At 62.1% G+C, this 18626-nt stretch carries 15 protein-coding genes; 3 read left to right on the plus strand and 12 right to left on the minus strand.

Annotation, left to right across the window (positions count from 1 at the left end; genetic code table 11):
* Positions 1 to 135 precede the first annotated feature (135 nt).
* From AC07VL_RS22705 to pstS, 10 genes are all read right to left on the minus strand, one after another.
* Positions 136 to 1038, minus strand: a complete 903-nt coding sequence (locus tag AC07VL_RS22705) for an NAD-dependent epimerase/dehydratase family protein (protein ID WP_494807884.1) — start codon at positions 1036 to 1038, stop codon at positions 136 to 138.
* Positions 1039 to 1132: 94 nt separating this feature from the next.
* Entirely contained in the window at positions 1133 to 3073 is a 1941-nt protein-coding gene (locus tag AC07VL_RS22710) for a UvrD-helicase domain-containing protein (RefSeq protein WP_494807857.1), read from the minus strand.
* A gap of 34 nt (positions 3074 to 3107) precedes the next feature.
* Positions 3108 to 4304 carry a selenoneine synthase SenA gene (gene senA / locus AC07VL_RS22715; RefSeq protein ID WP_494807858.1) on the minus strand — a complete coding sequence of 399 codons (1197 nt, stop codon included), beginning with the start codon at positions 4302 to 4304 and terminating at the stop codon, positions 3108 to 3110.
* A gap of 76 nt (positions 4305 to 4380) precedes the next feature.
* Positions 4381 to 5697 (minus strand): phosphate regulon sensor histidine kinase PhoR, encoded by a 1317-nt coding sequence (phoR, locus tag AC07VL_RS22720; protein ID WP_494807859.1) that lies wholly within the window; start codon positions 5695 to 5697, stop codon positions 4381 to 4383.
* Between the two features lie 11 nt (positions 5698 to 5708).
* Entirely contained in the window at positions 5709 to 6398 is a 690-nt protein-coding gene (locus AC07VL_RS22725) for a response regulator (RefSeq protein ID WP_094444609.1), read from the minus strand.
* Between the two features lie 5 nt (positions 6399 to 6403).
* Positions 6404 to 7114 (minus strand): phosphate signaling complex protein PhoU, encoded by a 711-nt coding sequence (gene phoU, locus AC07VL_RS22730; protein ID WP_494807860.1) that lies wholly within the window; start codon positions 7112 to 7114, stop codon positions 6404 to 6406.
* A 44-nt stretch (positions 7115 to 7158) separates the two neighbouring features.
* The gene (pstB, locus tag AC07VL_RS22735) at positions 7159 to 7941 is read right to left on the minus strand and encodes a phosphate ABC transporter ATP-binding protein PstB (RefSeq protein ID WP_373631409.1); all 783 of its coding nucleotides are present in this window, start codon (positions 7939 to 7941) and stop codon (positions 7159 to 7161) included.
* Positions 7942 to 7979: 38 nt separating this feature from the next.
* Positions 7980 to 8867 (minus strand): phosphate ABC transporter permease PstA, encoded by an 888-nt coding sequence (gene pstA, locus AC07VL_RS22740; protein ID WP_290604634.1) that lies wholly within the window; start codon positions 8865 to 8867, stop codon positions 7980 to 7982.
* Positions 8864 to 9835, minus strand: a complete 972-nt coding sequence (pstC, locus tag AC07VL_RS22745; RefSeq protein WP_290604635.1) for a phosphate ABC transporter permease subunit PstC — start codon at positions 9833 to 9835, stop codon at positions 8864 to 8866. Before pstC ends, pstA begins: the two co-directional genes overlap by 4 nt.
* Positions 9836 to 10057: 222 nt before the next feature.
* Complete coding sequence (gene pstS / locus AC07VL_RS22750) at positions 10058 to 11092, minus strand: phosphate ABC transporter substrate-binding protein PstS (RefSeq protein ID WP_494807861.1); 1035 nt, start codon at positions 11090 to 11092, stop codon at positions 10058 to 10060.
* Between the two features lie 298 nt (positions 11093 to 11390).
* Between pstS and ppk1 the strand changes: the two genes are divergently transcribed.
* The 3 genes from ppk1 (at position 11391) to AC07VL_RS22765 (ending at position 14379) form a co-directional block, all read left to right on the plus strand.
* Positions 11391 to 13484 (plus strand): polyphosphate kinase 1, encoded by a 2094-nt coding sequence (gene ppk1 / locus AC07VL_RS22755; protein ID WP_494807862.1) that lies wholly within the window; start codon positions 11391 to 11393, stop codon positions 13482 to 13484.
* 34 nt (positions 13485 to 13518) lie between these two features.
* Positions 13519 to 13977, plus strand: coding sequence for a phosphohistidine phosphatase SixA (gene sixA, locus AC07VL_RS22760; protein ID WP_290604641.1), 459 nt, complete (start codon positions 13519 to 13521; stop codon positions 13975 to 13977).
* Between the two features lie 276 nt (positions 13978 to 14253).
* Positions 14254 to 14379 (plus strand): hypothetical protein, encoded by a 126-nt coding sequence (locus AC07VL_RS22765; RefSeq protein WP_254926692.1) that lies wholly within the window; start codon positions 14254 to 14256, stop codon positions 14377 to 14379.
* A gap of 83 nt (positions 14380 to 14462) precedes the next feature.
* On the opposite strand, the gene AC07VL_RS22770 is transcribed toward AC07VL_RS22765, so the two are convergent.
* Both AC07VL_RS22770 and clpB read right to left on the minus strand, forming a co-directional pair.
* Positions 14463 to 15584: a polyamine ABC transporter substrate-binding protein gene (locus AC07VL_RS22770; RefSeq protein WP_494807863.1), complete on the minus strand. Its 1122-nt coding sequence runs from the start codon at positions 15582 to 15584 to the stop codon at positions 14463 to 14465.
* 326 nt (positions 15585 to 15910) lie between these two features.
* Positions 15911 to 18517 (minus strand): ATP-dependent chaperone ClpB, encoded by a 2607-nt coding sequence (clpB, locus tag AC07VL_RS22775; RefSeq protein WP_494807864.1) that lies wholly within the window; start codon positions 18515 to 18517, stop codon positions 15911 to 15913.
* Positions 18518 to 18626 lie beyond the last annotated feature (109 nt).

Raw genomic sequence — 18626 nt, forward strand, 5'->3', positions numbered from 1 at the left:
GATCGAACATGCCGCCCACTTCACGGCAGTGCGTCTCAACCAAGCAAAGTCATCATACTCCCGATTCGGAAAACATACCGTTCGCTAGCGCACACAGATGCGGTTTTGCTGAGCTGCATCAAACCCGCGGGCCTTTCAATGGGGCGGCTGCAGCATGTCCTTGCCGATCCACGCCAGCACGGATGGCCCCTGCGGCTGCCAGCCCAGCAGCTTGCGCGCCCGTTCGCCCCGCACGCGGCTGTTGGAACCGAGGCCATACGAGGCCATTTCATAGCCCCATGCGGCAATCGCTTCCGGCAACGGCCAGTCCTGCGCGGGACCGAGGTCCAGTGCCTGGGCGATGGCGGCCGTCATGTCGCGGAAAGCCGCTTCGCCCGATTCGACGAAGTAAAAGGTGCCGGGGGGCGACTTTTCCAGCGCCAGCAGATACAGGCTGACGACGTCGTCGATATGCACGTTGGACCAGATATTGCGGCCCGGCCCCACGTGGCGCACGATGCCGCTCTTGCGCGCCTGTTTGAGCAGGCGCGGCAGCTGCACGCTGTCGCGCGGCAAGGCGCCGTGGCCGTAGATCAGGGTGTTGCACAGCACGCTGGCGCGCACGCCCTTGCCCGCGCTGGCCAGCACGAGGTCGTCGATGGCGACCCGGGCCGCCTTGTCGGCCGTGGGCGCCGCCAGCTGGTCTTCAAAGTAAATTTGTTCCGTGCCCTCGCCGCCCGAGGCGTCGCCCACGATGGACGAACCGCTCGTGTGCAGGAACGGTTTATTCGTGCCCGCCAGCGCCTCGATGATGGCTTCCACGGCGCCCCGGTGGTCGCTGCTGGCCGCGTTGATGACGGCATCGGCCGCCTTCGCCTGCTCGATGAGCAATGCGCGGTCATTCAGCTCGCCCTGCACGCCCAGCACACCGATGCTGGCCAATTCCGCCACCTGCTCCGGCTTGCGCACGAGGCCCGTCACCTGATGGCCGGCGCGCACGAGGCCCGCCGCAATGGAACTGCCGATGAAACCCGCCGCGCCTGTCAAGAATATTCGCATCATTACTCCTTTGTTGGTTCAGAGTGCAATCAATCACAGCAACAAAGTATGCGCGCTTTCGTCTTTCGCACAAAGCGGCCACACAGCAAAAGATTTATGACTTGGGCGCAACAATCTTGAGCTGCAGGGCGGCGATGTACCGGCTCCGCCAGGCGGGGTCTTCCGGCGTCAGCAAGGTCAGCCGGTCGCGCGCCCGCGTGGCGGCCACGTAGAAGCGGTTTTCCTCTTCCAGCGGGTCGGTCTTGCTGCGCGGGAATTCGTCGACGGCCAGGTAAGGCAAGATCACGTGGTTATATTCCAGGCCCTTGATCTGGTCGATGCAGGCGATGACGAGTTTGGCCTTGCCGGTCGAGACCATTACGGCCTCTTCCATTTCGCCCAGCCAGCCGGCAAAGCCGTCCAGCGCCACGCCCGCTTCGCTGCACACGCCGATGAAGCCGTGCAGGGAGCGGGCCACGACGCGCGCCTGGGCCGGGTCGACATAGATGCGGCGCGCCGTCTGTTCCAGCTGCATCAGGCCAAAGATGTGCTGCAGGGCCGCGCCCGCCGGCGCATCCGCCGGCAAGGCGCGCAGGTAGTCGACGGCCGCCAGGGTCAGGGCCGCCTTGGCCTGGTTGTGCGACTTGGCCAGCTGGTTGCTCAAGAAACCTTCCAGCAAGTCCGGGTAATTGGCCACGTCGGCCTTGGCTTGCTGCAATTCGGTGCGCGTAAACGGGATTTCCGCGAAGGCCACCAGGGCTTCGAGGATCTCGCCCCGGCGGGGACCGCTCTTGATCGCGTGCAAATCCTTGCGGGCAATGGCGACCATGCCGCGCAACATCAGCACTTCCTGGCTCAGCAGATAACTGTTCATGTCCACCAGGCCATACGCGATGCCGCTCTGGAACAGTGCCGTTTCCACGCGGATGGCCTGGTCGCGGTCGCGCAGCAAGATGGCCGTCGTGCCCGCATGCGCGTGTTCGAGCGCGGCGATCAGCTGGGCGCTGCACGCTTGCGGCTGCGCATGGTCGTACTGCAGCAGCTCGATGTGCGTGGCGCGCGCCAGGGCCGACACGCTGGCCTTGTTCTTCAGCACGCCGACGGCCTGCGCCAGCTGCGGGCCGTAGCGGTAGGACGCCGTCAGCGGCAAACGCTGCAAGGCGGGAAATTCCTGCTCGAAGCGCTGGCGCAGGAAGCGGTGGTCGGCGCCCGACCACGTGTAAATAACTTGATCCTTGTCGCCGGCGCCGCAGAAAAACGCATTGCCGCGGCGTATCAGCATGGTCAGCAGGCGGAACGACGCTTCGTTCAAGTCATGCAATTCATCGGCCACGATGATCTGGAAGGCGGGCAGTTGCTGGCGCAGCGGTTCGTCGCCATCGAGCATGCGCACGAGGTCGTAGGTGGCGTCGAACGGGGCGCGGAACTGAATGTCGCCCGTATCGGCGCCGCGCAAGCCTTCGTATTCGCGCAGCCACAGGTAATGCGTGCGCGACATGCCCAGCAGCTCCAGATTATCTTCCAGGGAATTGCTCTCGAAGTCGGGATGCTGGAAGTCCATGCGCGCCTTGGTGCGCAGCTGCAGCTTCAGGAATTCGGCGATGGCGCCATTCGTCGTGTTGATTTCCAGCGCATAGCGGTCGGCGTATTTCTCGGCGACGACTTCCAGCGCTTCCCACGCCACGGGGCGCAGCTCTTCATCGCTGCGCATGGCCGCCACCTGCACGCGCTCCATCTGCTGCAAGACCTTGGCGGCAAAGGCGTCGAAGGTGTCGATGACGAGGCGCTTGACGACGCCCAGCGGCACGCCCACTTCCAGCAGGCGCTGGCGCAGGGCCACGCGGGCCGCTTCCGTAAACACGAGGGCCAGCATGCGTTCGGGCGCGCGGCCCCGGTGCAGGGCTTCGGCCAGGCGCAGGGCCAGGGTCGTCGTCTTGGCGGCGCCCGCATTGGCGTCGATGAGGACGACTTTCTTTTGCGCCGTCTGGATGGCGACCTGCTCGGGCGTGGGCGTGATGCGTTTGGGAAGGAATTGCGGGGCGTTATCTATGCTCAAAAGGAATCCTGAAATTATGACTGACTTGACAGCATCACCAGGCGCAGGTGCGCAAGCCGGCAAAGATGTCGTTGCGCTCCGGCGCGTGGAAGGCGCGCAGGCGGGGCGAGCGCAGGCGCGGCGGCGTAGCGAACGCGGCGCCGCGCAACACCTGGTGCTGCATGAAATACGGCGCCGAATATTCGCGCCAGGCGTCCACGGCAAAGCCCGGATACGGCTCGAACGGCGTCGCCGTCCACTCCCACACCTGGCCCCACTGGAAGCGCGGATGGCCGGACAGCGCAGCATACTCCCATTCCGCCTCCGTCGCCAGGCGGCGCCCGGCCCAGGCGCAGTAGGCTTGCGCTTCATACAGGTTGATGTGGCGCACGGCTTCGTTCGGCGGCAAGGTGGTGCGCTGGCCGAAGCGCATGGTGCGCCATTGCGTGGCCTCGCGCAGCCAGTACAGGGGCGACGAGCGCTCCTGCTGCATCAGCCAGGCACTGCCGGCCGCGCTCCAGAACTGGCGGTTCTGGTAGCCGCCGTCGCCGACAAAGTCGGCAAACTGGGCGTTCGATACGGCGCAGGCATCGATGGCAAACGGCGCCACGTAGCAGGCATACGGCGGACATTCATTGTCGAAGGCAAAACCGGCGGCGCGGCGCGAGCCCAGTTCGATGGTGCCACCAGGAAAGGCAATGTCGCCCGCCCCTGGCGGCAAGGCGGGGCTGGCCGCCAGGGCTTCCGGCGCTTCCAGTCCCAGCCATTGCAAGCCGGCCAGCATTTCCTCGCCGCACAAGTCTTCATGGGCCAGCGCCAGCCGGTACGGATACAGGGCGCTGTCGACATTCGCTTCGCGCGACAGCTTGTCCAGCACCCGGTCCAATACTTCGTGGCAATACGTCTTCACGGCGCCGGGACTGGGCAAGTCCAGCTTCCAGCGCGCGCGCTGCTCCACCATGTTGGCGTCGAACAAGTCGTCGCCGCGCGTCAGCAGGGAGTTATACACGGCGTCGGCCGGGTGGCTCGACGGAGCTTCGCGCAGGATGTACCACTCGGCAAACCAGGCGATATGCGCGAGCTGCCACAGGGGCGGATTGAGCTGCGCATGGCGGGGCATGCGCTCCACCACGTCCAGCCCGGCGGACACATAACAATCGAACAGGGAAAGGGTGGCCTGGCGCGCGGCCACCAGCGACTGCGCCAGTTGCTGCGCGCCGGCGTGGCGAAAAGAAGCGTTGATTAAAGTCATGGCCTGATTGTAACGACTTTTGCCAACATTGCACCAGTCGCCGGGGAAACAGGGGGACGCTATCTCCCCCTGCGGCCTACTTGACGAGCAAGTCGCCCTGCAGCGGCGTGACGACGGACTTGGGCATGCTGACGATGAAGCTGCTGCCCTTGTCGGCCACGGACTGGATGGCCAACGTCCCGCCGTGGCGCAGCAGCACGTGCTTGACGATGGCCAGGCCCAGGCCCGTGCCCTGGGTTTCGCGCGAACGGCTCTTGTCGACGCGGTAGAAACGTTCCGTCAGGCGGGAGATATGTTCCTGGCTGATGCCGATGCCCGTGTCCTGCGCGATGAATTGCGGTCCGGCCGGGCCATCCTGCCAGCGCAGGGTGATGGTGCCGCCGGCCGGCGTGTAGCGCACGGCGTTCGAGGCCAGGTTGCCGAAGGCGCTGTAGAGTTCGTCATAACTGCCCAGCACGTCGGGACCGTTGCACTCCATCTTGATCTCGTGCTTGCCTGCCGACAAGGCCTTGGCGTCGCGCAAGACCTGCTGCATCAGCTTCCTGATGTCCACGGGCTCGGGGCGCAGCGGGTAGTCGACCGATTCCAGGCGCGACAGGGTCAGCATGTCCTCGATCAGGTGCTGCATGCGGTGGCCCTGCTCCGTCATCAGCTTGAGGTGGGCGGCGCGCGTGGCGGCGTCCAGGTCCAGCTCGGCGGAGGCGATTTCCAGGAAGCCGACGATGACGGTGAGCGGCGTGCGCAGTTCGTGCGAGGCGTTGGCGATGAAATCGCGGCGCATCATCTCGATGCGTTCCGTCTCCGTCACGTCGTGCGTGACGAGGATCTGGCGGCGGTTCTCGAAGGGGATGATCTGCACGATCAGCTTGCGGTTGCGGAAGGTGATCGTCAGCGGCTGGTCGTAGCGGCCCAGGATGATGTAATCCATGAACTCGGGGCTGCGGATCAGGTTGGTGACGCGCATGCCCTTGTCGCGCTCGTGCGTGAGGCCCAGGTGCTTCTCGGCGGCGGGATTGCACCATTCGAGGAACAGCACGTCGTCCATGATGACGACGCCGTCGGGCAGCAAATGCATGGCCTGGCGGAAACGCGCCAGCCATTCCGTCAGCTCGGCCTGGTTTTTCTCGTCGTCGCGGCGCATGCGGTACAGGCGCGCGAAGATGCTGGTCCAGGCGCCCCAGCCGTCGGGCAACTTGGCGCTTTGCGGATTGTCCAGCCAATTGCTCAGCTGGAACAGGTAGGACAGCTGCACGAACACCATCATGGCCATCAGCACGAAGGCGATGCCCAGCGCATACGTGGCGCCAAACAGATACCAGACGATGGCCACGCCCAGCAGCGCCAGCACCATGCGCAAGGCGGCCGGTACCCAGAACAGCAATTTCGGATTCATAGAGTCAGGCTTTACTTTTCAGACAACATGTAGCCGACGCTGCGCACGGTCTTGATCAGGCTCTCCGCCTCTTTCAAGGCTTTGCGCAAGCGCAATACGTGGACGTCGACCGTGCGTTCCTCGATCACCACATGGTCGCCCCACACCTTGTCGAGCAGCTGGCTGCGCGAAAACACGCGCTCCGGGTGGGCCAGCAGGAATTTCAGCAGCTTGTATTCGGCATGGCCGATATCGATCTTCTGTTCATCCATCATCACGGTGCAGCTGACGGGGTCCAGGGCCACGTTGCCGGCGCGCATGGGCGCCTGCGCGTGTTCCGGGCTCTTGCGTCGCAGCAAGGCCTTGGCGCGGGCCAGCAGCTCGCGCGGCGAGAACGGCTTGGTGACGTAGTCGTCGGCGCCGCTGTTCAGGCCGGCCAGCTTGTCTTCTTCCATGCTCTTGGCGGTGAGCATGATGACGGGGATGGCGGCGAAATTGCGGTCGGCGCGGATGCGCGACAGCAGGCGCAGGCCCGTCTGGTCCGGCAGCATCCAGTCCAGCAGGATCAGGTGCGGCGTGCGGTGCTGGATGAAGTCCCAGGCATCGGCGACGTTTTGTACGGAACAGCAATTCCAGCCGGATTCGCGCAGCGAATAGGTCACCAGTTCAACGATGGCCGGCTCATCTTCAACAATCAATACCGTGGTTTTATCAGATGCCATAAAGCTTACTCAGGGAGCTCCTCGGAAATGGCGGGAGCAGCCACCTTGGTGTGGCGGATGTCCCTGCCTTCAACCACGTAAATCACGTATTCGGCGATGTTTTTCGCATGGTCGCCGATCCGTTCGATGGCCTTGGCCACCCACAGGGTATCGAGCGCCGCCGAAATCGTGCGCGGGTCTTCCATCATAAAGGTAATCAGGTTGCGCATGATAGACCGAAACTCATGGTCGATGATGGCATCTTGTGCAATTAATTGTAAGGCCTGCTTGCCATCGTTGCGCGCGAAGGCGTCCAGCGCGTCATGCAGCATGTCGGTGGCAGTGTTGGCGATGCCGCGCACCATTTCGTAATGGTTGACGACGCCGTTGCCCCGCTTGTGCAGATTCTTCGCCACGCGGGCGATCTTCGTCGCCTCGTCGCCTACGCGTTCGAGGTCGGTAATCACCTTGATGGTGGCCATGATGGTGCGCAAATCGTTGGCGGCCGGCTGGCGGCGCACGATCAGGTGGCTGCAGGCGTCGTCCAGCGACACTTCCAGTTGGTTGACGACGTCGTCTTCGCGCATCACGCGGTCGGCGCGTTCCGGGTTGCCGATGCGAAAGCACGTCATCGCGTCGAGGAACTGGGTTTCAACGATGCCGCCCATCAGGAGCACTTTCGAGCGGATCGCTTCGAGTTCGTTGTCGTATTGCTTGGATGAATGTTCGCCTATCATGCTGTCTCTCCGTATTCAGTTGTCTTGTGTATGCGCGGGGCGGATCAGCCGAAGCGGCCCGTGATGTAATCCTGGGTTTCCTTGCGGGCAGGATTCATGAAGATCTGGTCCGTTTCGCCGAATTCCACCAGCTCGCCCAGGTACATATAGGCCGTGTAATCGGAGCAGCGTGCCGCCTGCTGCATATTGTGCGTGACGATGGCGATCGTGTAATCCTGTTTCAGTTCGCTGATCAGCTCTTCCACCTTCGACGTCGAGATGGGGTCCAGCGCCGAGGTCGGCTCGTCCAGCAGCAGGACGTCCGGCTTCACGGCCACGCCGCGCGCGATGCACAGGCGCTGCTGCTGGCCGCCCGACAGCGACAGGCCGCTCTTCGTCAGCTTGTCCTTGACTTCGCCCCACAGCGCGGCCTTCTTCAGGGCCCACTCGACGCGCTCGTCCATCTCGCCCTTCGACAGGTCTTCATACAGGCGCACGCCGAAGGCGATGTTGTCGTACACGGACATGGGGAACGGCGTCGGCTTCTGGAACACCATGCCGACCTTGGCGCGCAGCATGTTGACGTCCTGGTCGGCATCGAGCACGTTGCGGCCGCGATACAGGATGGAGCCTTCCGCGCGCTGGCCCGGGTACAGGTCGTACATGCGGTTCAGGGTGCGCAGCAGGGTTGATTTACCGCAACCGGACGGGCCGATGAAGGCCGTGACCTTCTTCTCGTGGATGTCCAGGTTGACGTTATGCAAGCTTTGCGTTTTGCCGTAAAAAAAGTTCAGGCCCGAAATCTCGATGGTTTTTTTCTTTGGTGCCAGGTCTTGGGCTGGATTCATTTGCGTATTCATAGGGGTTCGCTTCGCTCGGTATCTGTTTAATGAGGGACTTTTTGGCTGAACACGGTGCGCGACAGGATATTCAAGGCCAGCACGCTGAAGGTGATCAGCAGTGCGCCGCCCCAGGCCAGCGAGCGCCAGTTGTCGTACGGGCTCATCGCGAACGAGGCGATGACGGACGGCAAGTTGGCCATCGGCGCATTCATGTTGAAGCTTTGGAACTGGTTATTCAGGGCCGTGAACAGCAGCGGCGCCGTTTCGCCGGCGATGCGGGCCAATGCCAGCAGTACGCCGGTGATGACGCCAGCCTTGACGGCGCGCAAGCGCACCAGGGTGGCCACCTTCCAGCGCGGCGCACCGAGGGCAAAGGCGGCTTCCAGCAGGCTGTTCGGCACCAGGCGCAGCATGTTGTCCGTCGTGCGCACCACCACGGGCACGGCGATCAGCGACAGCGCGATGGCGCCCGCATAACCGGAAAAGTGCTTCACGTGCGCCACGTACAGCGCGTACACGAACAGGCCGATGACGATCGACGGGGCCGACAGCATGATGTCGGTGACGAAGCGCGTCACTTGCGCCAGCTTGTTTTCTTCGCCGTATTCGGCCAGGTAGATGCCGGCCAGGATGCCGATCGGGGTGCTCACCAGCGTGGCCAGGCCCACCATCAGGGCGCTGCCGACGATGGCATTGATCAGGCCGCCGCCTTCGCTGCCGGGAGCCGGCGTCGTTTGCGTGAACAGGTCGATCGACAGGGCGCCAAAGCCCTTGATCACGAGGGTGAACAAAATCCACACGAGCACGGCCAGGCCCAGGGCCATGGCGGCCACCGACAGGGCGATGCCGACACGGTGCATCAGCAGGCGCTTGCGGTAGACCGGGTTCATGGCCGGCTTGGCCGGAACGTCGAGAGTGCTTACTTGGCTCATTTCGTGCCTTCCTTGCGGGACATGCCAGCCAGCATCAGCTTGGCGGCGGATAAGACGATAAAGGTGATGACAAACAGGATCAGTGCCAGCGAGAACAGCGAGGACACGTGCAGCGCCGATTGCGCTTCGCCGAATTCGTTCGCCAGCAGGGAGGTGATGCTGTTGCCGGCGGCGAACAGCGACCAGGACAGCTTGTTCGCGTTGCCGATGACGAAGGTGACGGCCATGGTCTCGCCCAGCGCGCGGCCCAGGCCCAGCATGACGCCGCCGACGACGCCGGTCTTGGTGTACGGCAAGACGATCTTGCGCACCACTTCCCAGCGCGTGCAGCCCAGGCCGTATGCGGATTCCTTCAGCACGGCAGGCACGATCTCGAACACGTCGCGCATCACGGAAGCGATGAAGGGGATGATCATGATGGCCAGCACCAGGCCGGCCGTCAGCAGGCCGATGCCCATCATGGGGCCGCTGAACAGCTGGCCGATGAGGGGCAGGTTGCCCAGGGTGGCTTTCAGCAGGGGCTGGACGTGGTCGGCAAACAGGGGCGCGAAGACGAACAGGCCCCAGATGCCGTAGATGATCGAAGGCACGCCGGCCAGCAGCTCGACAGCCGTGCCCAGGGGGCGGCGCAGCCAGGCCGGGCAGATTTCCGTGAGGAACAGGGCGATGCCGAAGCTGACGGGAAAGGCGATCAGCAGGGCGATCACCGACGTCACCAGGGTGCCGATGATGGGGATCAGGGCGCCGTACTGGTCATTGACGGGGTCCCATTCGGCCGACACGATGAAATGCAGGCCGAAGTTGCGGAAGGCCGGTATCGATTCCATGATCAGCGAAATGATGATGCCGACCAGCACGACCAGCACCGACATGGCGAACAGCATCGTCACCTTGTGGAACAGGAAGTCCTGGATGCGCTGCTTGCGCATGGTGGAAAGCATCTGTGCGTGACTGATGGAATCGGTCATGTTGCCGCCTGGCATGGGGATCGTGGAGGAGGTAGATTGTGCGCTCATATTGTGCCAGATGTGGGTGGTACTGCCGGTATCGCTATTTTGAACTCTTGTTTTATTGTTGCTTCTTTAGCCAGGACCGTCTGCAAGGGCTTGCGGGCGGTCCTGGCTAACTCCCTGCCCCGCCGTGCTGCTGGCGGGGACAAGGATCGGTACTTACATGGTCAGGCTATCGAATTAATAGATGGCCTTGCCCGATGCATCTTTCAAATTGGCTTTCCACGATTCCTGCACCAGCTTCACGACCGATGCCGGCATTGGCACGTAGTCCAGTTCAGCAGCGGCGGCGCCACCGTTCTTGTAGGCCCAGTCGAAGAATTTCAGGACTTCCTTGGCCTTGGCTGCGTCAGGCTGGACTTTGTGCATCAGGATGAACGACACGCCCGTGATAGGCCAGCTGTTCTTGCCAGCCTGGTCGGTCAGTACCACGCCGAAGCCAGGGGTTTGCGTCCAAGGTGCCGAAGCGGCAGCTGCCTTGAAGTTGTCGTCGTCAGGCTGCAGGAAGTTGCCGTCCTTGTTTTGCAGCTGGGTGTGCGACATCTTGTTTTTCTTGGCGTAAGCCCACTCGACGTAGCCGATCGAACCCTTGATGCGCTGTACGTTGGCGGCAACGCCTTCGTTACCCTTGCCGCCCACGCCCACGGCCCATTTCACAGCCGAGCCAGCGCCGATTTTCGATTTGAATTCCGGGTTGGTTTTCGACAGGAAGTCGGTGAACAGGAAGGACGTGCCCGAACCGTCGGCGCGATGCACCACGGTGATTTCCGTGTCCGGCAGCTTGACGCCCTGGTTCACGGCGGCGATTTCAGGAGCGCTCCACTTGGTGATCTTGCCCAGGTAGATGTCGCCGACGATCTTGCCCGTCATTTTCAGCTGGCCTGGGGTTACGCCATCGAGGTTGACGATGGTCACCACGCCGCCCATGATGGCCGGGAACTGCATCAGGCCGGACTCTTCCAGCTCTTCCGCCTTCAGCGGCATGTCGGACGCGCCGAATTCAACAGTCTTGGCCTTGATTTGCTTGATGCCGGCGCCGGAACCGACGGACTGGTAGTTCAGGCCGTTGCCCGTGTTGGCTTTGTAGGTTTCAGCCCATTTGGCGTAGATCGGGTACGGGAAGGTTGCACCAGCACCTGTCATATCTGCCGCCATGACGGAAGCGGAAGAAAATGCCATCGCTGCCGAAGCACCCACGACGATAAATTTGAACATTTGCTTCATTTGCATATCAAGTCCTCAGGGTTGTTAGGGCTCAAAGTCCCGGTTGAATGCTGCGCAGTCTAGCAAGCGAATATGACAGCTTTATGACATGCGCCAAATTTCCTGAAATATTTGCCTACGCCCGGGAAATGGCCATTTTCGGCGCCGTAAATGACATCCGCGCCGGCGCTTTATGACAGAATATGTCACGGCCATGTCATATTTCATGATTACACTTGTTGTGCGTCACATAAGTGTCAAATGCGGTAAAAATACCGCTAGAATTAATCATCAGTAAAGACAAAAGAATATGAAACCTGAACTGCACACGGAAGTGACCAAATCGGGCATCCTGCTTGACCGCGAGCTGTCGCAACTGACTTTCAACCGGCGCGTGATGGCCCAGGCGGAAGACCCGAACATTCCGCTGCTCGAGCGCCTGCGCTACCTGTGCATCGTCAGCAGCAACATGGATGAGTTCTTCGAGGTGCGCGTGGCCAGCCTGCTGGCGGCCGGCAGCATCGGCGGTTCGCTGGCCGGCCACCCAGCCCTGGCGGCCAACCTGGAACGCATCGGCAAGGAATGCCATGCGCTGGTGGAACGCCAGTACGAGATATTAAATAGCGACGTCTTGCCGGCCCTGCGCGAGGCGGGCGTGCATTTGCTGCGCGACAGCGACCGCAACGAGGCGCAGCGCGCGTGGGTGAAGGAATACTTCGACCGCGAAGTGCGTCCCCTGCTGACGCCGATCGGCCTCGACCCGGCCCACCCCTTCCCGCAAGTCGTCAACAAGAGTCTCAATTTCATCGTCTCGCTGAGCGGCAAGGATGCGTTCGGCCGCGGCACGGCGATCGCCATCGTCAAGGCGCCCCGCGTCCTGCCGCGCGTCATCAAGCTGCCGGACGACATTTCCGGCGACGGCGTGTCCTTCTGTTTGTTGTCTTCCGTCATCCATGCGCATATCTCCGACCTGTTCGCCGGGCGCGAAGTGATTGCCTATTCGCAGTTCCGCGTCACGCGCGACAGCGACCTGTGGGTGGACGAGGATGAAGTCAAGAATCTGCGCCAGGCCCTGAAAGGCGAACTCGTGGGGCGCCAGTTCGGCACCTCCGTGCGCCTGGAAGTGGCGCGTAATTGCCCGCCGGAACTGTCGCAATTCCTGCTCGACCAGTTCAGCCTCGATCAAAGCCGCCTTTACCGCGTCAACGGCCCCGTCAACCTCGTGCGCCTGTCGGAAATGATCGACCACGTCAAGCAGCCCGAGCTGCGCTTCCCGCCCTTCTTCCCTGGCCTGGCGCACAAGGCCATCGGCAATGACATCTTTGCCGCGCTGAACAAGCACGACATCCTGCTGCACCACCCGTACCAGTCGTTCCAGACGGTCATCGACTTCGTGCGCAGCGCCGCCTACGACCCGTCCGTCGTCGCCATCAAGCAGACCATCTACCGCACGGGCATGAACTCGGACTTGATGGAATCGCTCATTACGGCGGCAAAGATGGGCAAGGAAGTGACGGTCATCGTGGAACTGATGGCGCGTTTCGACGAGGAAGCCAACATCAACTGGGCCGACAAGCTGGAGCAGGCCGGCGCACAGGTCGTCTACGGCGTGGTGGGCTTGAAGACACACGCCAAGGTGGCGCTCGTCATCCGCCGCGAGGAAGGCGCGCTGCGCTTCTACGCCCACTTGGGTACCGGCAACTATCACCCCACGACCACCAAGCTGTACACGGATTTCGGCCTGCTGACGGCCAACCAGGACTTGGCCGTGGAAGTGAATGAAGTGTTCATCCACCTGACCAGCCTGACCAAGCCGCACAACCTGAACCACCTGTGGCTGGCGCCGTTCGGCCTGCAAAGCGAAATCATCAAGGCCATCCGCAACGAGGCGAAGATCGCCCGCGCGGGCCGGCGCGGGCGCATCATCGTCAAGATCAACGCGCTGGTGGATGAATCCGTGATCCGCGCCCTGTATGCGGCCTCGACCGACGGCGTGAAGATCGACCTGATCGTGCGCGGCGCCTGCACCCTGAAGCCGGGCGTGCCGGGGCTGTCGGAAAACATCAAGGTGCGTTCCGTCATCGGGCGTTTCCTCGAGCATAGCCGCATCTACTACTTCCGCAATGATCTGGCGCACGATGTCTACCTGGCCAGCGCCGACTGGATGAGCCGCAACCTGTTCCGCCGCGTGGAAGTGGCCTTCCCCGTGCTGGACCGGGCGCTGAAGCGGCGCGTGATCGCCGAGGGCCTCAATCCATATTTGAAGGATAATACGAATGCATGGGAACTGGAGCCGACGGGCCATTACGCGCGCCGCAAGCCGCGCGGCAAGCAAAGCCCGTTCAGCGCCCAGCAATACCTGATGCACACGCTGGGCACGCCGGGCGCGGAGGTCGGCGAATAAGCGTATTTCGACTCTCAACACTGAGGAGCACAACATGGATCTCATCTTGTGGCGACACGCGGAAGCCGAGCCAGGGGTACCCGACCTGGAGCGCGCCCTGACCGTGAAGGGACAGAAACAGGCGCGCCGCATGGGCGAGTGGCTCGCGTCGCAGCTCTCCGAGAACTGCCGCATCCTCGTCAGCCCCGCCCTGCGCACCCTGCAGACGGCCGAGGCGCTGGGACGCAAGTTCAAGCTGATGCCGGAACTGGCGCCCGGCGCCGAAGCGGAAGACATCCTCAAGGCGGCCAACTGGCCCAGCGGCAAGGAAACCGTGCTCATCGTCGGCCACCAGCCCACCCTGGGCCAGGCGGCCGCCCTGCTGCTGACGGGCGAAGAACAGGAATGGGAAATGCGCAAGGCCAGCGCGTGGTGGTTCTCGCAGCGCGAGCCAGGCGATCCCATCAGCGTTTACCTGAAAGCCGTGATGGCGCATGACCTGGTGGTGAAGTAGGGAAAAAGCGCACGGCCGGCGCCGGCATGGGCAGGCGCCCCGTCAGCGTACGCCTATCAGCCGTGATGGCGCATGGCCTGGCGCTGCCCTCAGAGTGATGGGCCTGGAAGATGCGCAAAAATGCGCTGGAACAAATTCTGGTGAAATTCACAACTCGGCAGCCTTGTAAAGCGCTGCCGATCTGCTAGAGTTTAATTGCATCAACTACGTGTTGGAGCGCTGCTCCGGCACATTGAGCAACCCAGCGGACAGCCGTCCAACGGCGGCTGAAAGACCATGTTAACCTTCCTCGTTTTTCTCTTCATCGCCATCTTCGCCGCCATCATCGGCTTTGTCGCCTTTGAATTGATCGAAGAAATGCGCGGCAGTCACCACAAGCTGATGGACCGCTACCACGAGTAGTGTTACCTCGGCACTATCGAATGGCGCCAGTGACGGCCTACCGGCCCGTCCCTCGCGCCATCCTTGTTTTTACACTCCCCCTCTTACACACCCGTCTTGAACTTCGTATAGATGCGCGTCATCAGGCGGCGGATATCGGCCGTCGTCGCTTCCGGCGCGGCCATGCGCTGCTTGTCGGCGTCCGGCAGGAAGATGGCCTTGTTCTCGCCGATATCCTTGCGTACATATTTGATGCTGGCCGGATTCGGGTTCGCGTAGAACACCTTGTTGCTCAGGCTGGCATGCACTTGCGGGCGCAAAATATAGTTGATGAACAGGTGCGCATTGTTCGGATGGGGCGCGTCGGCCGGAATGGCCATGGTGTCGAACATCAGGGCAGCCGTCTTCGGCACCAGCACCTGGATCACATTGCCGTTTTTCGCATCGATGGCGCGCTGGCGCGCGATATTGATGTCGCCCGACCAGCCCAGCGCGACGCAGACGGAGCCGTTGGCCATGTCATTGATGTAGCCGGACGAGCTGAACAGGGTCACGTAGGGACGGATGGCTTGCAGCACCTTGCCCGCTTCCTGGTAGTCGGCGGCCGCTTTCGAGTACGCGGGCTTGCCCAGGTATTGCAGGGCTGCCGGCAGCACTTCCGATGGCGAATCGAGGAAGGACACGCCGCACGACTTCAGCTTGGACGCATATTTCGGGTCGAACACCAGATCCCAGGCGTTCTCGGGCAGGGGCATGGCGCCCAGCGCCGCCTTGACCTTGTTGACGTTGATGCCCACCGTCGTGTAGCCCCACAGCCAGTCGACCAGGTAATCGTTGTTCGGGTCGATCTTCGACAGCTTGGCCTGCAGGTTCGGGTCCAGGTTGCCCAGGTTCGTCAGCTTGCTCTTGTCGAGCTTGCGCAGCAGGCCCGCATCGATCTGCAGGCGCGCCCACTGGGCCGTCGGCACGACGATGTCATAGCCGGACTTGCCCGCCACCAGTTTCGCATTGAGGATTTCGTTATTGTCGAAAACGTCATAGCGGACCTTGATGCCCGTTTCCTTCTCGAAATTTTTGATCGTATCGTCGCCGATATAGTCCGACCAGTTGTAGATGTTCAGGACCTTTTCTTCCTGAGCCTGAGCCTGGGCAGACAATGCCAGCATGGCCGCCGCCAAGGTCAATCCCAGTCCAATGCGCCGTCCTGCCTGCCATGTGTGTGCCATCGTACCGCCTCCGAAAATTAGTCAGAAAATAGTGACGATGATAGCAAGAAGGGCGCGATCAGGTCTAGCCCGATCGCGCCCTGCCTGAGGACGTTTAACAAAACCTACTGCGCGTCGCGCTTTGCGCGCCTGCGATGCTCACCGTACTAGAGTATGGTTGCGCTTCTCTGCCACAAATCACTGCCGCTCGCTACGGTTTTGTCAGCCGTCGCAAATCGTCGCAAATCTTCCTCACTGCAAATGCCGTAAAACTGGGGTCAGTCCCGACGGGGGAAGCTAGCCCCAATGAAACAGCTTCCAATCCCGCAGGGACTGACCAGACAGCATTACACCTTCTCCAGCCCCACCGGCGCACCCGTAAATACGAGGTTGCCGTTCTGGGCGTCGATGCGGATCTCGTCTTTCGGGCCGAAGCGGCCTTCCAGGATCAGCTTCGACAGCGGATTTTCGATCTGCTGCTGGATCGCCCGTTTCAGCGGACGGGCGCCATACACCGGATCGTAGCCCGCTTCCGCGATTTGCTGCAAGGCCGCGTCGGTCAGGCTCAGCGCCATGTCCATGCTCGCCAGGCGTTCTTCGAGGATCTTCAGCTGGATCTTTGCGATCGCGCCGATGTTCTTCTCGTCGAGGCCGTGGAACACGACGATTTCGTCGATACGGTTGACGAACTCGGGACGGAAGTGCGAGCGTACCTCGGCCATCACGGCCAGCTTCACGACACCGGGATCATCGCTTTCCATCGCCTGGATCTTGTGCGAACCCAGGTTCGACGTCATGATGATGACGGTATTCTTGAAGTCCACCGTACGGCCCTGGCCGTCCGTCATGCGTCCATCGTCGAGCACCTGCAGCAGCACGTTGAAGACGTCCGGGTGGGCCTTCTCGACTTCGTCGAGCAGGATCACGCTGTACGGCTTGCGGCGCACGGCTTCCGTCAGGTAGCCGCCCTCGTCGTAGCCCACGTAGCCGGGCGGCGCGCCGATCAGGCGGGCCACGGAATGCTTCTCCATGAACTCGCTCATGTCGATGCGGATCATCGATTCTTCCGTATCGAACAGGAAAGTCGCCAGCGCCTTGCTCAGCTCGGTCTTGCCCACGCCCGTCGGTCCCAGGAACATGAAGGAACCATACGGCCGGTTCGGGTCCGACAAGCCGGCGCGCGAGCGGCGGATGGCATCGGCCACGGCCGTGATCGCTTCATCCTGGCCCACGACACGCTCATGCAGTTTCTCTTCGATGTGCAGCAGCTTGTCGCGTTCGCCCTGCATCATGCGCGACACGGGTATGCCCGTCGCGCGCGACACCACTTCGGCGATTTCCTCGGCGCCCACTTCCGTGCGCAGCAGCTTCGGATGGTCGGGATCGACCTTCGGCATGCCGCTGTCGGCCTGCTTGAGCTGGGCTTCCAGCTGCGGCAGCTTGCCATATTGCAATTCCGACACTTTTTGCCAGTTGCTCTCGCGCGTCGCCTGTTCCATCTGCAGCTTGACTTGCTCGATCTCTTCCTTGATGTGCGTGCTGCCTTGCACCACGGCCTTTTCCGCCTTCAGGATTTCCTCGAAATCATTGTATTCGCGCTGCAGCTTGACGATTTCCTCGTCGATCAGGGCCAGGCGGCGCAAGGATGCCTCGTCCTTTTCCTTCTTGACGGCTTCCTTCTCGATCTTGAGCTGGATCAGACGGCGCTCCAGCTTGTCCATCACTTCCGGCTTCGAGTCGATCTCGATCTTGATCTTCGCCGCCGCTTCATCGATCAAGTCGATCGCCTTGTCGGGCAGGAAACGGTCCGTGATGTAGCGGTGCGACAGCTCGGCGGCCGCAATGATGGCCGCGTCCGTGATTTCCACCTTGTGGTGCAGCGCGTATTTGTCCTGCAAGCCGCGCAGGATGCCGATCGTCGCCTCCACGGTCGGCTCGTCGACGAGCACCTTCTGGAAGCGCCGCTCCAGCGCCGCATCCTTCTCGATGTACTTGCGGTACTCGTCCAGGGTGGTGGCGCCCACGCAGTGCAGTTCGCCGCGCGCCAGCGCCGGTTTGAGCATATTGCCCGCGTCCATCGCGCCGTCGGCCTTGCCCGCGCCCACCATGGTGTGCATCTCGTCGATGAAGACGATGGTTTGCCCTTCATCCATGGCCAGCTCCTTCAGCACGGATTTCAGGCGCTCTTCGAACTCGCCGCGGAACTTGGCACCGGCAACCAGGGCGGCCATGTCCAGCGCCAGCACGCGCTTGCCCTTCAGGGACTCGGGCACTTCGCCGTTGACGATGCGCTGCGCCAGGCCTTCGACGATGGCCGTCTTGCCCACGCCCGGCTCGCCGATCAGCACGGGATTGTTCTTGCTGCGGCGCTGCAGGATCTGGATGGTGCGGCGGATTTCGTCGTCGCGGCCGATCACGGGATCGAGCTTGCCCTTGCGCGCCCGTTCCGTCAGGTCCAAGGTGTATTTTTTCAAGGCTTCGCGCTGGCCTTCGGCTTCTTGTGTATCGACCTTGTTACCGCCGCGCACGGCCTCGATGGCCGACGCCAAAGCCTTGCGGGTCAGGCCGTTTTCGCGCGCCAGCTTGCCGCAGTCGGACTTGTCCTCCGTCATGGCCAGCAAGACCATTTCGCTGGACACGAACTGGTCGCCCGCCTTTTGCGATTCCTTGTCCGCCAGGTTCAGCAGGGCCACGAATTCGCGGCTGACCTGCACGTCGCCGCCCGTGCCGGATACCTTCGGCAGGCGTTCGATCGAGGCGCCCAGGGCCTTCGACAGGCCGTTCACATTGACGCCGGCCCGCTGCAGCAGCGAGCGGGCACCGCCGTCGTCCTGGTTCAACAGGGCCGTCAGCAGGTGGACTGGTTCGATATAGGGGTTGTCGTTGCCCACGGCCAGGCTTTGTGCGTCGGCCAGGGCTTCTTGTAACTTGGTAGTGAGTTTATCTTGTCGCATGAAAAGCGCTCCCGGTTAATTAGTTGTTAACCAAATTGGGGTGAGGCAGTACTTTTCAAGCATACACAAAGCAGAAAACCGATGCACTTTGGCAAATGCTACCGTGCGC

Source organism: Janthinobacterium sp. GW821-FHT03C08, from assembly GCF_059420905.1.

Coding starts and splice junctions, on each gene's coding strand:
- phoU (WP_494807860.1), bottom strand. CDS start 7,114: ATGATAGGCGAACATTCATCCAAGCAATACGACAACGAACTCGAAGCG.
- AC07VL_RS22765 (WP_254926692.1), top strand. CDS start 14,254: ATGTTAACCTTCCTCGTTTTTCTCTTCATCGCCATCTTCGCCGCCATC.
- sixA (WP_290604641.1), top strand. CDS start 13,519: ATGGATCTCATCTTGTGGCGACACGCGGAAGCCGAGCCAGGGGTACCC.
- AC07VL_RS22705 (WP_494807884.1), bottom strand. CDS start 1,038: ATGCGAATATTCTTGACAGGCGCGGCGGGTTTCATCGGCAGTTCCATT.
- pstC (WP_290604635.1), bottom strand. CDS start 9,835: ATGACCGATTCCATCAGTCACGCACAGATGCTTTCCACCATGCGCAAG.
- ppk1 (WP_494807862.1), top strand. CDS start 11,391: ATGAAACCTGAACTGCACACGGAAGTGACCAAATCGGGCATCCTGCTT.
- pstS (WP_494807861.1), bottom strand. CDS start 11,092: ATGTTCAAATTTATCGTCGTGGGTGCTTCGGCAGCGATGGCATTTTCT.
- AC07VL_RS22725 (WP_094444609.1), bottom strand. CDS start 6,398: ATGGCATCTGATAAAACCACGGTATTGATTGTTGAAGATGAGCCGGCC.
- clpB (WP_494807864.1), bottom strand. CDS start 18,517: ATGCGACAAGATAAACTCACTACCAAGTTACAAGAAGCCCTGGCCGAC.
- AC07VL_RS22770 (WP_494807863.1), bottom strand. CDS start 15,584: ATGGCACACACATGGCAGGCAGGACGGCGCATTGGACTGGGATTGACC.
- senA (WP_494807858.1), bottom strand. CDS start 4,304: ATGACTTTAATCAACGCTTCTTTTCGCCACGCCGGCGCGCAGCAACTG.
- pstB (WP_373631409.1), bottom strand. CDS start 7,941: ATGAATCCAGCCCAAGACCTGGCACCAAAGAAAAAAACCATCGAGATT.
- pstA (WP_290604634.1), bottom strand. CDS start 8,867: ATGAGCCAAGTAAGCACTCTCGACGTTCCGGCCAAGCCGGCCATGAAC.
- phoR (WP_494807859.1), bottom strand. CDS start 5,697: ATGAATCCGAAATTGCTGTTCTGGGTACCGGCCGCCTTGCGCATGGTG.